Annotated in this window: 13 protein-coding genes; 2 read left to right on the top strand and 11 right to left on the bottom strand. The window is 69.2% G+C overall.

Translation table 11 applies throughout. The annotated features are described in order from the left end of the window. Window positions 1-23: 23 nt before the first annotated feature. Window positions 24-962: a LysR substrate-binding domain-containing protein gene (locus EV562_RS14090; protein WP_133887144.1), complete on the bottom strand. Its 939-nt coding sequence runs from the start codon at window positions 960-962 to the stop codon at window positions 24-26. Between the two features lie 138 nt (window positions 963-1,100). Between EV562_RS14090 and EV562_RS14085 the strand changes: the two genes are divergently transcribed. Further along, window positions 1,101-1,655 (top strand): peroxiredoxin, encoded by a 555-nt coding sequence (locus EV562_RS14085; RefSeq protein WP_003973945.1) that lies wholly within the window; start codon window positions 1,101-1,103, stop codon window positions 1,653-1,655. Window positions 1,656-1,661: 6 nt separating this feature from the next. Next, complete coding sequence (locus tag EV562_RS14080) at window positions 1,662-2,198, top strand: alkyl hydroperoxide reductase (protein ID WP_133887143.1); 537 nt, start codon at window positions 1,662-1,664, stop codon at window positions 2,196-2,198. A gap of 122 nt (window positions 2,199-2,320) precedes the next feature. Here EV562_RS14080 and EV562_RS14075 read toward each other — a convergent pair whose 3' ends face one another. The 10 genes from EV562_RS14075 to EV562_RS14020 form a co-directional block, all read right to left on the bottom strand. After that, the gene (locus EV562_RS14075; RefSeq protein ID WP_133887142.1) at window positions 2,321-3,736 is read right to left on the bottom strand and encodes an AI-2E family transporter; all 1,416 of its coding nucleotides are present in this window, start codon (window positions 3,734-3,736) and stop codon (window positions 2,321-2,323) included. Window positions 3,737-3,908: 172 nt separating this feature from the next. Next, entirely contained in the window at window positions 3,909-4,607 is a 699-nt protein-coding gene (locus tag EV562_RS14070) for a transglycosylase SLT domain-containing protein (RefSeq protein ID WP_208298350.1), read from the bottom strand. Window positions 4,608-5,033: 426 nt separating this feature from the next. Continuing rightward, window positions 5,034-6,359, bottom strand: a complete 1,326-nt coding sequence (locus EV562_RS14065; RefSeq protein ID WP_133887140.1) for a PhoH family protein — start codon at window positions 6,357-6,359, stop codon at window positions 5,034-5,036. A 1,312-nt stretch (window positions 6,360-7,671) separates the two neighbouring features. Next, entirely contained in the window at window positions 7,672-8,421 is a 750-nt protein-coding gene (locus tag EV562_RS14055; RefSeq protein ID WP_133887138.1) for a class I SAM-dependent methyltransferase, read from the bottom strand. A gap of 122 nt (window positions 8,422-8,543) precedes the next feature. Continuing rightward, a complete protein-coding gene (locus EV562_RS14045) occupies window positions 8,544-9,422 on the bottom strand; it encodes an LLM class flavin-dependent oxidoreductase (RefSeq protein WP_133887137.1) in 879 nt (292 codons plus the stop codon). 40 nt (window positions 9,423-9,462) lie between these two features. Continuing rightward, window positions 9,463-10,038: a hypothetical protein gene (locus tag EV562_RS14040; protein ID WP_133887136.1), complete on the bottom strand. Its 576-nt coding sequence runs from the start codon at window positions 10,036-10,038 to the stop codon at window positions 9,463-9,465. A gap of 790 nt (window positions 10,039-10,828) precedes the next feature. After that, window positions 10,829-12,181 (bottom strand): hypothetical protein, encoded by a 1,353-nt coding sequence (locus EV562_RS14035; protein ID WP_133887135.1) that lies wholly within the window; start codon window positions 12,179-12,181, stop codon window positions 10,829-10,831. Continuing rightward, window positions 12,178-12,510 (bottom strand): hypothetical protein, encoded by a 333-nt coding sequence (locus tag EV562_RS14030; RefSeq protein ID WP_243860061.1) that lies wholly within the window; start codon window positions 12,508-12,510, stop codon window positions 12,178-12,180. Before EV562_RS14030 ends, EV562_RS14035 begins: the two co-directional genes overlap by 4 nt. A gap of 89 nt (window positions 12,511-12,599) precedes the next feature. After that, the gene (locus EV562_RS14025; protein ID WP_133887455.1) at window positions 12,600-13,598 is read right to left on the bottom strand and encodes a hypothetical protein; all 999 of its coding nucleotides are present in this window, start codon (window positions 13,596-13,598) and stop codon (window positions 12,600-12,602) included. Window positions 13,599-13,630: 32 nt separating this feature from the next. Then, window positions 13,631-14,290 (bottom strand): hypothetical protein, encoded by a 660-nt coding sequence (locus EV562_RS14020; protein ID WP_208298349.1) that lies wholly within the window; start codon window positions 14,288-14,290, stop codon window positions 13,631-13,633. Between the last annotated feature and the right edge of the window lie 117 nt (window positions 14,291-14,407).

The following is a 14,407-nucleotide window of genomic DNA, read 5'->3' as shown; positions in this document are numbered from 1 at the left end:
CGACCGCTCCGAGGGGCGGTCGCTCAGTCGTGCACCGTCCGCACCGGCAGGTCCGCCATCGCCTCGCGCAGGGCCACCGCCAGCTCCTCGTACTCCGCCGCGCGGGCCGCCCCGGTACGCATGGCCAGGGCGACACGGCGGGTGGGGGCCGGGTCGGCGAAGGACGCGGTGAGGAGCTGGCTGGAGCGGGAGGTCTCCACGCGGACGGCGGTGCGGGGCAGCAGCGTCACCCCGAGGCCGCCCGCCACCAGCTGCACCAGGGTGGACAGTCCGGCGGCCGTCGTGGTCGCCGGGACGTCCGCGCGGCCGGCCTCGCGGCAGATGTCGAGCGCCTGGTCGCGCAGGCAGTGCCCCTCGTCGAGCAGCAGCAGCTTCAGCTCGCGCAGCACCGAGCGCGCGAGGCCCTCCCGGCCGCCGAGCCGGTGGTCGAGCGGCGTGACCAGGACGAAGTCCTCGTCGAAGAGCGGCAGTTCGCTGACGCCCGGGACACCGAGCGGGACCGCGAGCAGGAGCAGGTCGAGGCGGCCGGACGTCAGGCCCTCCAGCAGGCTCGCGGTCTGCTCCTCGTGGACCTGGAGGTCGAGGTCGGGGTAGCGGTCGTGGACCAGCCGCAGCACCGCCGGCAGCAGGTACGGCGCGACGGTCGGGATGACGCCGAGCCGCAGCGCGCCGGTGAAGGGCGCCCGTACCGCCTCGGCCTCCTCCAGCAGCGCGCCGACCTCCGCCAGGACCGCCTTGGTCCGCACCGCGAGCCGTTCACCGGCCGGCGAGAGCAGCACCTTGCGCGTCGTACGCTCCAGGAGCGTGACACCCAGTGCCTCCTCCAGGGCGGACACGGCGCCCGAGAGCGCCGGCTGGCTCATGCCGATCGCCGCTGCGGCATCGCGGAAATGCAGGTGCTCGGCGACCGCGTCGAAAGCCCGCAGCTGAGCGAGGCTGGGCTGCCTCTTCTTGTTGGACACTAATAGCCACCTCCGATCAACTCGACCGAGTGTAGCTATTTCACTAATCAATGCACCCTGTGCCAACATCAACAGCGTCCAACCCATGGGAAACGCTCGCAAAGCGGGTGTTTCTTCGCTGCACTTATTGGAGAGCGCGTGCTCACTGTCGGTGACAAGTTCCCCGAGTTCGATCTGACCGCCTGCGTCTCGCTGGAGAAGGGCAAGGAGTTCCAGCAGATCAACCACAAGACCTACGAGGGTCAGTGGAAGGTCGTCTTCGCGTGGCCCAAGGACTTCACCTTCGTGTGCCCGACCGAGATCGCCGCCTTCGGCAAGCTGAACGACGAGTTCGCCGACCGTGACGCCCAGATCCTCGGCTTCTCCGGCGACTCCGAGTTCGTGCACCACGCCTGGCGCAAGGACCACCCGGACCTGACCGACCTGCCCTTCCCGATGCTGGCCGACTCGAAGCACGAGCTCATGCGTGACCTCGGCATCGAGGGCGAGGACGGCTTCGCGCAGCGCGCGGTCTTCATCGTGGACCAGAACAACGAGATCCAGTTCACGATGGTCACCGCCGGCTCCGTCGGCCGTAACCCCAAGGAGGTCCTGCGGGTCCTCGACGCCCTGCAGACCGACGAGCTCTGCCCGTGCAACTGGAGCAAGGGCGACGAGACCCTCGACCCGGTCGCGCTGCTGTCGGGGGAGTGATCTGACATGTCGCTCGATTCCCTGAAGTCCGCCGTACCGGACTACGCCAAGGACCTGAAGCTCAACCTGGGCTCGGTCATCGGCAACTCCGACCTCCCGGCGCAGCAGCTGTGGGGCACCGTGCTGGCGACCGCCATCGCCTCGCGCTCCCCCATCGTGCTGCGCGAGCTGGAGCCGGAGGCGAAGGCGAACCTGTCTCCCGAGGCGTACTCGGCCGCCAAGTCGGCCGCCGCCGTCATGGCGATGAACAACGTCTTCTACCGCACCCGGCACCTGCTGTCGGACCACGAGTACGGCACCCTGCGCGCCGGTCTGCGGATGAACGTCATCGGCAACCCGGGCATCGACAAGGTCGACTTCGAGCTGTGGTCCTTCGCGGTGTCCGCCATCAACGGCTGCGGCATGTGCCTGGACTCGCACGAGCAGGTGCTCCGCAAGGCCGGTGTCGACCGCGAGACGATCCAGGAGGCGTTCAAGATCGCCGCCGTGGTCGAGGCGGTCGGCGTCACGCTGGACGCCGAGGCCGTCCTGGCCGACCAGTAGTCGCGCGCCGCACGGCACGGGCCCCGCTCACCGGAAGGTGGGCGGGGCCCGTTCGCGTTGCCGGGGCGAGGCCGGAGGGTCCGGGGCAGGCGCCGGGGACGGGCGCCTCGCACCGCCTTCCGCTACGCCGGGGAGGCGTCCGACGGCGGACCGGCCTCCGGTGACTCCTGGGACTCGGGGGCGTCCGGGCCCCGGTCGAGTGCCGGGGCGGCGTCGGTCGACGTGGCACCGTGCGGCCTCGGCTTCTGCCGCAGGGCGGCCTCGCGGGAGTACGCCCGCAGGTAGCCGACGACGGTGTTGGTCACCGCGACCAGCGGTACGGCGACCACGGCGCCGCCGATGCCGGCCACCATGCCGCCCGCGGCCACGGACAGCACCACCGCCAGCGGATGGACCCGTACCGCGCGCCCCAGGATGAACGGCTGCAGGATGTGGCCCTCGATCTGCTGCACCACCAGCACCACGACGAGCGTCATGACCGCCGCGAACATGCCCTGCGTCACCAGCGCCACGACGACCGCGAGGGCACCCGAGACGACGGCGCCGACCAGCGGGACGAAGGCGAACAGGAAGATGAACACGGCCAGCGGGACGGCCATCGGCACGTCCAGGAAGTAGATGCCGAGTCCGATGAAGATGGCGTCGATCAGCGCCACGATCACCGTGCCGCGCACGTAAGCGGTCAGCGTCCGCCAGGCGCGGGGTCCGGCGCCGGCCACTCCCGGCCGGGCGGCCGCGGGCACCAGCTTCAGCGACCACTGCCAGATGCGCTTGCCGTCGTAGAGCAGGAAGAGCGTCGAGAAGGCGGCCAGCAGGATGCCGGTGAGCGCCTCGACGACGACCGTCACGCCCTCCAGTCCGGCCGACGTTATCTGGTCGGTGTTGGCGCCGACCGCTTCGCGCAGGTTCTTGGCGATCTCGTTGATCTGCTTGTCGGTGACGTGGAAGGGGCTGTTCAGCAGCCAGTTGCGCAGCTCGTCGATGCCGTCCTGGACCTGGTCGGAGAGGTTGTCGATGTTCTCCATGACCTGCCAGGTGACGAACCAGCCGATCAGCCCCATCACCACGAACCCGAGGATCGCGGTCAGGGCGGTGGCCGGGCCCCGGGGCACCCCGTGCCGGCGCAGCCAGGCCACGGTCGGCTGAAGCAGCGCGGTGATCAGCAGCGCGGCCACGAACGCCAGCACCACCAGCTGTACGGCGCTGATGATCCGCATCAGCACCCACACGGTGCCCGCGAGGACCAGCAGCCGCCATCCGGCCTCCGCGGCCACCCGCACTCCCCAGGGCACGGCCAGGGCCGGGTCGGGGCGGTCGGTGACGGCGACCGGGCCGTGTACGTCGAGGTGCTCGTCGGCCGCGCCCGCGGCCGTGTCGTCAGGCGTGTCGTGCGGGTGGCGCCGCCCATGACCGGAGACCGGCCCCGGCCCGTCGTCGGCGTCGCGCCGGCGCGCCTCTTCGCGACGCTGCTCCAACCGCTCGCTCACCTGCGTCAGTCCGGCACCGAGCCGGCCGAGCCACCCTGGCACTCGTGACATGATCCGTCCTCTTCCCCCGTCTTTCCCCACCACTCCCCCCGGAGTCTTTCCGGTCCGACCGTACAGGGCGGGAGCGCGAAAGCCCCTCACCGTGAGACGGCGAGGGGCTGCGCGAGGTTGAGCGTGGATCCCGACGGGGTACGGCGGTCGGCTCAGGGGCCGGGTACCGGGCTCAGTACCAGTGGTTGGCCTGCCAGAAGCCCCATGCTTCGCACGGGCTGCCGTAGCGGTTGTTCATGTAGCCGAGGCCCCACTTGATCTGGGTGGCCGGGTTGGTCCGCCAGTCGGCCCCCGCGGAGGCGTACTTGCCGGCCGGGAGGGCCTGGAAGAGACCGTAGGCGCCGGAGGATGCGTTGACGGCCTGGTAGTTCCAACTCGACTCGTGGTTCACGATGTTGCTGAAGCACTGGAACTGGCCGCTCGGCACCATCTGACGGGCCATCGCCTGGATCTGGCCGGTGCTGTAGGAGCTCTGGACGGCGAAGCTGGTGGCGTCGCGCTCGGCGTCGCGGCTGGCCGCTTCCTTCGCCGCCTCGCGCTTCTTGGCGTCCGCGGCCGCCTTCTTGGCCTTCTCCTGCTTGGCCACGGCGGTCTCGGCGGCTGCCTTGCGGGCCGCCTCCTCGGCGTCCTTCTTGGCGCTCGCGTCCGCGGCGATGGCCTGCACGTCGGCCTGCTGCGTCAGGGACGCGGTCTGCACCTGCGCCTGCTCACCCATGGGGATGTCGGCGAGCAGCGTCGTGCCTGCTGCCGTCGCCTCCGCGTCGTCGTTGCTCTGCGCGACGCTGCCCGAGGCAACGCCGACGACGCTTCCGACGGCGGTGACCGCCGTGGCCGAGGCCACTGCGAATCCCCGGACCGAGATCCGGCTCACACGGTTTCCTTCCAGCATCGCCCGCTTCGGTGACCCTCGCGGACGCAATCGTGCCCCTGGCACTGACCTCCCCAACTACGGGTCACGGGAGGCACGGGCCCGGTGGACAACTCCCCTGCGGGAAGCGCCGTGTGATGCTCGGGCGGCATACGACTCTGCTATGGAGTTGGCTGTGGTGCTTCTGTGGTGCTGTACCGCTGGGGGTACGGCTGTGTCGTATGCGGGGCCTGACAGGAATGAGACTCTGCCGTAACCCGACGGGGTGAGGCAATTCTGTGTTGCGTGTGAAAGCTCACATCCCGTTTGGCCCAAGGGATTCCTGGAAAGTCGCACACAGCGAGGCGCCGCCCGGCTAGGCTCTCGGCCTTTCGGACGGCGCCGACTGGTGGGTGACCGACCCCGGTCGGGTCGAAGCTCGCGGACGGGTCAGATGTGACCGTCCTCCAGCATTTCGGTGACAAGTGCCGCGATCTGGGACCTCTCGGAGCGCGTCAGGGTGACGTGCGCGAAGAGCGGATGCCCCTTCAGCTTCTCGACGACGGCGACCACTCCGTCGTACCGGCCCACCCGCAGGTTGTCCCGCTGCGCCACGTCATGGGTGAGGACCACCCGCGAGTTGGCCCCGATCCGGGACAGCACGGTCAGCAGGACGTTGCGTTCGAGCGACTGCGCCTCGTCGACGATCACGAAGGCGTCGTGCAGCGAGCGTCCCCTGATGTGGGTGAGCGGCAGGACCTCCAGCATCCCGCGCGCGGTCACCTCCTCGATGACCTCCCGGCTGGTGACGGCCGACAGCGTGTCGAAGACCGCCTGCGCCCAGGGGCTCATCTTCTCGGCCTCGGAGCCGGGCAGATAGCCGAGCTCCTGCCCGCCCACCGCGTACAGGGGACGGAAGACCATCACCTTCTGGTGCTGACGGCGCTCCAGGACCGCCTCCAGGCCGGCGCAGAGCGCGAGCGCCGACTTGCCCGTGCCGGCCCGGCCGCCCATCGACACGATGCCGACGTCCGGGTCGAGCAGCAGGTCGAGTGCGATCCGCTGCTCCGCGCTGCGGCCCTTGATGCCGAACGCCTCCCGGTCGCCGCGCACCAGCCGGACGTCGCCGTCGGGCGTGACCCGGCCGAGGGCCTTGCCGCGCTCGGACTGGACGGTCAGTCCGGTGTGCACGGGCAGCGCGGCGGCCTCGGGGACGTGGATGTGCCCTTCCTCGAAGAGCACATCCACCTGCTCGCCCGACAGGGTGAGTTCGGACATCCCGGTCCAGCCCGACGCGTCCGTGATGGCCAGCTCGGCGCGGTACTCCTCGGCGAGGAGTCCGACGGAGGACGCCTTGATCCTGAGCGGGAGGTCCTTCGAGACGACGGTGACGTCGAAGCCCTCCGCCTGCAGGTTGCGGGCGACCGCGAGGATGCGGGAGTCGTTGTCCCCCAGGCGGTAGCCGGTGGGCAGCACGCTGGGGTCCGAGTGGTTGAGCTCGACGCGGACGGTGCCGCCGAGGTCCCCGATCGGGATGGGGGCGTCGAGGCGACCGTGCCGTACCCGGAACTCGTCGAGCAGGCGCAGGGCCTGCCGGGCGAAGTAGCCCAGTTCGGGATGGTGCCGTTTGGCCTCCAACTCCGTCACCACGACGATGGGGAGCACGACCTCGTGCTCGTCGAAGCGGCTCAGGGCGTTCGGGTCGGCCAGCAGGACGCTGGTGTCGAGAACGTAGGTGCGCCTATCGGGCTTGTGGCGCTTTGTGCTGGTCACCACGGAAGGACGTACCCCCTCGGAAGAGGTCGGGGAGCGACGGAGTGGACGCTGGGCCGGGAGGGCGGGAACGAGCCGCGCCGGGAGAGCGGGAACGAGCCGCGCCGGGAGAGCGGGAACGAGCCGCGCTCGGAGGGCGGGAACGAGCCGACCGGTCCAGGGCCTGCCGGACGGAAGTCGTCAGGCAGGTCCTCCAGGCCGCCCTGCACTGGCGCGGGCCGTGGACCGGCCCTCCGCCGCGTCTTCCGTGCCGTGACCGCACGGTGGGGCTGGTGCAAAGGGCCTCCCGGGCGGACGGCTCCGTGCCGTCCGCTGAGATCCGACACCCGTGGTTCGGGCGTCGACCTGCTTGCCTTATGCCCTGGAACGAGCGCCGCCATGCCACGCCCCGGGGCGGCACACCGGTGAACTCCTCGTTACGGGCGCACCAGGGCCAGGGGGTGCAGAGGAGTGTCCCGGAGACGGGACAGAAAAACGGGCCGGTCCGTGGGGGGGAGACGGACCGGCCCGAGGGGGGGTTTCCACCATAACCCTTCGTAAGTGATGCTGCGTGCATCGGCGTGCCACAACTACTCTCCGGAGTCGTTCGGCGACACCCGGATGGCACGGACGCCCCCGTTCCGCCCTTGATCGTGGCCGGAACGCGGTGCACCCCGGGTGAGCGCCCGATTCGCGGGTGGACGGAGTGGCGGACGGTGCGGTCCGACCGCCGGCCGGTTCGGTGTCGGGCACGCACAGAAGCGGGGTGACGCCTCCCCCGTCCGGGTGACGCCGACGGCGCACTCCGGCTTGACCCGGCACCGCGCAGCCCCCTCCACTGCGCGGTGCCACGCGCGTAGCTTTGCTCACGCGAATCACATGGATCTGAACTTACGTCACCCGGCGGCCCGGATTCGACCCTGGAAGGACACCGCTGGATAACGATGTGGGCACCCTGTGAGGATCGGGGGGTGATTCCGCATCCCCGCGAGACCCCTGCTCCGACCGCGCGGATATTTGCGAAGGTGTGCGAAGGTGCGCCCTTTACGCCCGGAAGATCCACCCTCCGGAAGGCACGCCGCCCCGGGGCGACCGGTCCTCGCCTCGCCCTCCCTTGACGTCGGCTCACGCCGAGGGCGACCGGGGTCCCTTGGGCGGGAACGGGCACCCCCGCCTTCCACGGACGCGGACGGCGACGGTTCCTGACCAAAACGCGCCCGTTCGGGCAGGCCGGTCGCGGCCGCGGTCGCGGCCACCGCATGCGTCCTACGGCGTGCGTTATGCGGCTCGCGCCCTACGGCGTGCGCTCTACGGTTTGCGCTCTACGGTGTGCGCTCTACGGTTTGCGCGCGTCGAACAGATGACGGGAGCTGTGGGCGACGAAGGGCCCGTCGGTCCGGATGCGCTCGTGCAGGTCGCGCAACCGGTCGCGGTACGCCTCGACGGTGAACCCGGGGACCATCCACACGACCTTGCGCAGGAAGTGGACGACGGCACCGACGTCGAGGAACTCCATCCGCAGCCGCTCCGCCCGCAGCTCCACGACCTCCAGTCCCGCCGCCTCGGCGTCGGCGCGCTCCTGCTCGGGATCACGTCGCCGACGAGTGGTCTCGGGCAGCGGCCCGAGGAAGTACTCGATGAGAGCGAAGACACTGGCGGGCCCGACGTGCTGGGCGAAGTAGGTACCGCCGGGCGCGAGCACCCTGGCGACGTCCTCCCAGTGCGGCTCGACGGGATGCCGGCTCACCACCAGATCGAAGGCGCCGTCCGCGAAGGGAAGGCGCGCGTCGTCGGCCGAGGCGACCACCGCGACACCGCGCGGGCGCAGCAGCCGGGTGGCCTCCACGACGTTGGGCGCCCAGCCCTCGGTGGCGACGACGAGCGGGGCCCGGTCGGGCCCGGCGGCGTCGAGGGCGAAGTCCAGCACCTCACCGCCCCCGGTCTGCACGTCCAGTACCGCGGTGGCCGCGGCCAGCCGCCCCGCCATGGACCGCGCGTATCCCCAGGACGGCCGCGCCTCGGTGGCCCGCCCCTCGAACCAGGAGAAGTCCCAGCCCTCGGTGGGTACGGAGGCGCCTTCGGCCACGAGATCGTCGAAAGAACGGCAGCCGGGGGAACGGGAGCCGGACGAACGAGAGTCGGACGAACGGGAGCCGGGAGAACCGGAGTCGGACGCACAGGAGTCGGAAGAAGGGGAGTCGGACACGGCTAGGCCACCACCAGGGGCCGGACCTGCTCGGCGGCGAACCGCACGAACCCCTCCGGGTCGGGCTCGTCGCCGGTCGGCTGGAGGATCACGGTGTCGGCCCCGGCCCCGGCCAGCCGCCGCACGGCGTCGGCAACGGCCTCCGCGTCACCGGCGACCCCGAGCTCCGGCACGTCCGCGACGCCCTCGGTGACCAGTTCGGCCCGCAGCCGCTCGTGGGCGCCGGGACCGGTGGCGGTGAGGAGGTACACGACGACCCGGTGCGGGTCGCCCGTCCGACCGGCCGCCGCGCGCCCCTCGTCGATCAGCCGCCGGGCCCGGCGTACCCCGTCGGGCGGCGTGTTCGCGGTGAGGACGGTCCCGTCGGCGGCCTCACCGGCCAGCCGCAGCGAACGGGGCCCGGTGGCGCCGGCGAACACCTCGGCGGCCTGCTCCGGGGGCCAGTCCAGCGCGACGTCGTCGAGCCGCACGTAGCGCCCCTCCACGGTCACCCGCTCCCCCTTCAACAGCGACCGCAGCGCGAGGAGATGCTCCCGCAGCAGCGTGACGGGCGACTCGACCCGCGCCCCGACCTGCCCCATCCAGTCCTGCACCCCGTGCCCCACACCGAGGATCGCCCGGCCGGGGAACATCCGGTGCAGCGTGGCGGCCTCCATCGCGGTGACGGCCACGTTCCGCAACGGCACGGGCAACAGCCCGACCCCGACCCGCACCCGCTCGGTCCACGCGAGGGCGGCGGCGGCCGTGGAGATCCCGCCCTCGCGGAAGCAGTCCTCCCACAGCCACAGCTCCTCGAGCCCCGCCTCTTCGGCGGCCCGAGCCACGGCACGGAGCCGCTCGGGGGCGAGCTGGGGGCGGAATACGGCGCCGAGTCCTGTCATGGTGCCTTCCTATCGTCGGCCGAGCCCTCGTTCAACACCATTACGACGCCACCCCCAGCGGGTCCTCGAAACGAACGGTCCCGACGATCCCCCTCAACACCGCCCGGTACTCCTCCCGCCGGGCGCCCGAGACGGCGCTGATGGTGAGCACGGCCAGCCGCTTGCAGTCGGGGTGAGGGAGGTGGGCGTGGATCTGGAGGAGGGGGTGCCGAGGGAGCCCGCTTTCCGCGGCGCAGCGCACCGTCGTCTCACTGAAGACGGCCGGGCCGCAGGGCACCTCCTCGAAGGCGATGCGCGTGTGCCCCTTGGCCGCGGTGACAGCCCGTGCCGCCGTCACACCGCGTGGAGCGAGGTTCGTGTCCTGCCAGGAGATGGTGAAGAGGGAGAGCAAAGGCCGGACGCTGCTTCCGACGTCATCACGGTGCAAACCGACCGCGCAGTGGACTGTGCCGAATTCACGCAACGTTCCCAACATGCGCTGACCGGATGTCAGGAGCGCCATGCACTCCTGCCGGACCAGCTCGGTCGGGGCCGCCGTGAGCAGGGGCGCAGCAGCCGCGCGCAATCGATCGGCCTCTGGCGTCTCGGGTTTCGCGAGCAGGACCTCCAGGGGCAAGGCAGTGAAGCCTGCCGGTTCAACAAACCATAATTCTGCGTGAGGGTCCTGGAGAGAGTCGTGTGCGGTAAACACAGCAGGTCTCAAGGTATATCTCTTCTCAGCATTCACGGATTGGCTGGGTAGACGCCAGCGCGCTGCCCACGCTCAATGTCGTCCGGCGTGGCTCCCCAGTCGGCGAAACGTGTACCGCTACGCGCGTCGGTTCGCTGCTCAACGACGCGCAACCGACGGGGAACTGCTCCCCACCGAGGTGGCGCGGAAATGATCCCGATGAACCGGGGGTCACCTGCGAACCAAATGGTTTCGATCTCTGCCTTCAGACTTCTTTTGGCAAGGGGAGACATGCGACGGGACCACCATCGTCTGCGCAGGTGACTGGGGAAGACAAGCGCTAGCCGCTGTTCGGGGCAGGACGGGTTGGGAAATTCGAACCAGCCATACTGCTTGCTCACGACTTCTGGGCGTCTGGTCAACCCCCGCGGCGCATCTCGCACAATCCTCCACGGGTATGCACGCAGAATCCGCAACATCAAAAAGGCAGCCGGAAAGTATTTAAGCTGGACCACCGCTCGGTACGGACCGTAGATGAAGTACGGCATGAACACCCACACGACCCAGTTGGGTGTCCAGAGCGATACCTGCAACAACACAACCCACGCTGCGATCCATCCGACCAGCCCGGTGACGATCAAGGCCACATGCGCCGCCCAAGCCCATCGCGTCGAGCGGTGTTCCCAGGCCACCGCATTATTCAAAGGATGCAACTCGATACTCCCTCCGAACGGCATCAGAATACGTAGCGAACGAGAGCGATCAATCCACCATTGTCAATGATGAGACGAGAGCCGTCGATTCCGGCTACTGCACCGTCCTTGATGCCGTCGTCATCGGCGTCCACAGCCTTGTTGTAGAGGCCGAAACCTCCGGTGGCAATCCCAGTGAGACCTGATGCCGCAGAGACAGTCTTCACAGCCTTGTCCGGATTACTGAAACCGCGCACGGCTCGCGCAATGAGCTGGTTGTCCAGACTAGCGATGTGCCCAGCCTCATCGAGGGCTTTCGAACCGTAGGTTCCTAGTTTCTGCCAGACACCCAGCGATCTTGCGCCCGTTTGAATGGCATCTGTAGCTTCGATTCCACCCTTCGCCACAGCGCCCAGCCCAGGCAGCACCCCCATGAAGTCCGCGCCCACTGAGACGGCGTTGCTCCAGAAATCCGCGTCGAGTTCGCCCTTGGTGATGCCGTCCACGAGGGACGCTCGCACCTCTGGGTCGTTGAGGCGCAGCCCCAGGGCCGTGGCACTCAGCCCGGAAGCCACCAGCATCAAAGCCGCCACGGTCGCCAGCCCCAGGGGCCCCGCGAAGAGAAGCGCCACCACGCCGACCAGCCCCGCCACGAAGCTGAGGATGTCCGGCAGGTTGTCGCCCAGCCAGTCGAGAACCTCGTCGAACCACCCGGGCTCATGCGGCACCAGCTTCCTCGTGGCGTCGCGGATCTTCCGCGCCCGGTAGCCGGCCTTCTCCTCATGCTCCTCGGCCAGCCGCTTCGCCTTGCCGATGATCTTCTTCAGCTCGGCCTGCGCGTCGTCGAGGTCACCGTTCGCGCGCGTGAGCGCCTTCTGCGCGGCGTCCCCCTCGGCCCCTTCCTGCTTCAGGCCGGGAGCACGGCCCGCCGTGTCCGCACGCCCCTGCGCGCGGCCCACCGCGGCCTGCGCGTCCTTCGCGTCGTCCTCCAGCTTCCTGGCCCGCCGCTGGAAGTCGTCGAGTTCGCCCTCCCAGCGGTCCAGCTGCCTGGCCGCCTTGCGGACCGAGTGCGCCGCGTTCTTCAGGTTAAGCGGCAACGGCCCGCCGTCCAGCTGCTCACGGAAGGCGACCGCGGCGTCCCCCTTCCAGTAACTGCCGTCGAGCAGCTCGGTGACGAGGTCGTACGCCTCCTGGAGCACCTTCGCGCACCCGCTGAGCTTCTTCTCCAGCCCGCGCACGGTCTCCGTGTCCCCCGGCACCGGGTTGAAGCCGAGGTGCGGATACGACGGGTTGGGAATGGGCGGCGCGGACTTGAGTCCCTGCGGCTTGCCCAGGTCCGCCCGCGACCGCGGGTCGAGGGCGGCGCCGTACGGGTCGTGGCCGGTCGTGACGGTCACTGTCCGCCGCCCTTGACCTCGAGGGACTGCCGCAGCGCCGCCTCGAGCGCCTTGTCGACCTCGAGGTAGCCGTCCTTGCTCTTGCCGATGATGTCGGCGAGGTCCTCCGTCTGCTTGCCGATCTCCTCGGAGCCGTACTTCCAGTCCTCCTGGAAGGCCTCGCACGCCGAGTCGAGTTCGTCCGTGCCAAGACCGACGATCGTCGCGTCCGACAGCGCCTTCCGCACGCCCTTGAGCGAACTGGACGACGCCTTCAGCGACTTCATGAACCGCCCGAGTTCGTCTCCGTCAACGGCGAGCCGCTCCGCCACCTGCCCGTCCCCTCTCACCGGTCCACTGCACCGATGAGAGGAACGACGAGGTCCACTTTTCGTGGCGCCCCGGTGCCCGCCACCGCTCCGGAGACTGGCGGTTCCGCTCAGCGGTTGACGGCCTGGATCTCCTGGACGACGACGTCCTGGGTGGCGCCGAACGTACCGTCGGGCAGGTCTCCGCCCGCGCCGCCGCTGCCGGTCCAGTGGATTTCCCAGGAGACCGTCGCCCGGAGCGGAAACGATCCGTCACCCGAGGAACGCAGGTACTTCACCCCACACGCAGGTGTGTCGTCCGCCTTGCCCTTCTCGTACGGCACACCGATACGGCCGTCATTGATCTCGCACACCCCTGACGCCGGGTACGTCTCGGCATCGGGAGTGCCCGGCTCGATCTGCAACGAGACCGGTTCCGCCGTGGCCGTCGCGTTGATGCCGATCTCTTTCACAGACGCGGTGACCGAGACCGGCTTGAACTCGGCGCCGTCCAGCCACGCCCACGTCGGCAGGTTCACCTTGGTCGCCCCGGCGGGCGCCAGCGTCACCTTCGTACCCGGGACGCGGATCTCCGCGTAGGCGAGTTCGGCGAGGACCTCCGGGGTGACGGCGTTCTCCTTGTCCGCCGGCGGCGGGTCGCCCAGATCCACCCAGAAATAGTCCGTGTCACACTTGTTCCAGCCCGGCGGATAGCTCTTGTTCACGTACGAGCCCCACCAGTACCCCTCGCCGGTCTTGTCCTTGTGGAAGCCCTTCTTCTCATCCTTCGCGTTGTACTTCTCCCGCTGCTCGGCATCCCACTGGTATCCCGTGGACTCGGCCTCCCAGATCGGCTCCAGGTAATCCTGCAGCTCCTTGGGTGTGAACTTCGGGGCGTACCAACACGCCGGCGGCGACCACGAGGTGGACGACGTCACAGGGCCGACCGAAGCGCCACTCCCGTTCTTGGAACGGTCGAAGACGACACCACCCACGGTGACCGAAACGGTGCCGTCGCCGCCGGCGTCGGCGTGCTGCTCCGTGCCCGAGTTCTCCGTGTTGCCGTCCAGAATGTCGTCGGCGTGTGCCGTTCCGGGCAGGACGAGAAGCGACAGACATCCGCTCACCATGAGCGTGACCGGTACCGCCTTCTTCGCACGGGTCAGGGCTGGCACTGGTCACTCCCACTCTGCGAGGCGATCTTCTGGATCTCCCACACGCCCTCACCGTTCTTCTTCAGTGACGTGTGATAGATGACGTAGCTCTTTGCAGAGACCTCGGTTTTCCTTACCTTGCCGGTCTCGAGGTACTTCACGTACGCCTTGCCCTGGTCTTCGCAGTAAGTGAACGATGCGGTGCCGTCCTCGTCGACCGTCACTTCGGGGGCGTAGAAGCGGTAACTTCCCGTGAGCCCTGCCTTTTGGTCCACGTAGTTCTGAATGAACTTCTGGGTGCCGGCGGCTGCCTCTCCCTCGTAGTAGTAGAGGTAGGCCTTGTCGAGGGCATTCTGGTTGACGATCGCCAGGTCCACCGCTTTGATGGACTGCTCGCCGTCCGCAAGGATCGCGTCTTTGTCCTTGTCCCCCGTCTTGGGCCACTCGAACTTGTAGGAGAGGTCGGCGGGCACCTCGATCTTCGGCCTGGCCGCCTCCGGTGACTCGGAGGCGGTCGGCGAGACCGACGGTGAGGCACTGCTCGTGTCCGCCCCCGCGATCTTGTCGTTGTCCCCGGAACTGTCGTCGCTTCCGCACGCGGACAGCGTCAGGGCCGCGACGGCGGTCAGCGTGAGCGCTGTGATGAGGGTGGGTCGGCGGCGATTCACGGTCAGCTCCTGGGGGGACGAGACTTCTCTTGAGCGAAGCCACGCTATCCATCGGGATGGAGGGACACCAGAGCCAACCTCGTGATCACGCTGTGTCTACGAGACGCCCCGGACACT

Source organism: Streptomyces sp. BK208 (genome assembly GCF_004364245.1).
Classification (GTDB): Bacteria; Actinomycetota; Actinomycetes; order Streptomycetales; family Streptomycetaceae; genus Streptomyces.
The sequence above is the reverse complement of the archived record's forward strand: the minus strand, read 5'-3'. Positions and strand labels throughout refer to the sequence as shown.